Raw genomic sequence first — 1,145 nt, forward strand, 5'->3', positions numbered from 1 at the left:
GTAAACCTGAAATGAGCAACACCACCCTGCGCAATGCCCTGGTCCTGTCCGTGCTGGTCAACGTCGGCGTGCTCGCCGGCCTTGGCTGGCAGAAACTCAGTCGCGATGGCCTGCCGATGCCCTCCGGCGCACCGACCGAGCTGTCGCGCGAGCTGCAACTGAGCGCCAGCCAGCTGCAGCGCTGGCACGATGCCGAGGCGCCGTTCCTGGCCTACCTGCGCGCCTCCAACGCCAGCCTCGGCGAACACCGCAACCGGCTGATCGAGGCGATCTTCGCCGAACAGGTGGACCGCACGGTGATCGACGCCGAGCAGGCGAAGATCGCCGAACTGCAGAACGAACAGCAGCGCCTGCTCATCGACCAGCTGCTGCAGGAGCGCGAGATCCTCGAACCGCAGCAGCGCGCGCGGCTCGCCCAGGTGCTCACGCAGCAGTCGTTCGGCGCCGACAGCATCGAGCAATTGCACCGCAAATGACGGATTGCACGGCGCGATGGAACAAAACCGTCGCGCCTGCGTTAGAACATCAGGAGCCGCACTTCGCCGGCTCGCTCAATGGAGTTCTATCGATGATCCGCAAACCCCACGCTCTCGCCCTCGCCATCATCCTCGCCGGCACCCTCGGCCACGCCGGCACCAGCCTCGCCGCCACCAGCCATGACCACGGCCACGGCGAAGGCGCGCCGGCGCTGCAACTCGATGCCGGCAAGCGCTGGGCCACCGACGCGCCGCTGCGCCAGGCAATGGGCACCATCAACAACGATATGCGCCAGGCGCTGCCGGCGATCCACGAAGACCGTCTGCCCGCCGCCCGCTACGGCGAACTGGCCGAGACGGTGCGCGGCCAGGTCGCCTACATGGTGGAGAACTGCAAGCTGAGCGCCGAGGCCGACGCGCAGCTGCACCTGATCATCGCCCAGCTGCTCGCCGGTGCCGACGCCATGAGCGGCGCCCCGGCCGGTCAGCGCGACGGCGCGGTGACGGTGGTCGGCGCGCTGGGCGACTACGCCACTTACTTCGCCGACGACAGCTTCAAGCCGCTGGAACACTGATCGACCGCCGCGCTCAACCCTTGTCCGGCCGTGCCGGCGGGGCCGCTTTCACCGCGAGCGGCACCTCGGCGGCCACCGCTTCCGACTCGCCCTC

At 68.8% G+C, this 1,145-nt stretch carries 2 protein-coding genes; both read left to right on the forward strand.

The features are described 5' to 3' along the window. Nucleotides 1-476: periplasmic heavy metal sensor (locus LO50_RS23145; protein ID WP_236690626.1), on the forward strand; the 476-nt coding region annotated here is incomplete at its 5' end. A 92-nt stretch (nt 477-568) separates the two neighbouring features. Next, the gene (locus LO50_RS23150; protein WP_003302065.1) at nt 569-1,051 is read left to right on the forward strand and encodes a hypothetical protein; all 483 of its coding nucleotides are present in this window, start codon (nt 569-571) and stop codon (nt 1,049-1,051) included. The last annotated feature ends 94 nt before the right edge of the window (nt 1,052-1,145 follow it).

The organism is Stutzerimonas stutzeri (assembly GCF_000935215.1).
Classification (GTDB): domain Bacteria; phylum Pseudomonadota; class Gammaproteobacteria; order Pseudomonadales; family Pseudomonadaceae; genus Stutzerimonas.

What these genes read in the sequence shown, in the direction of transcription:
- LO50_RS23150 (WP_003302065.1), top strand. Translation starts at nt 569, where the DNA reads ATGATCCGCAAACCCCACGCTCTCGCCCTCGCCATCATCCTCGCCGGC.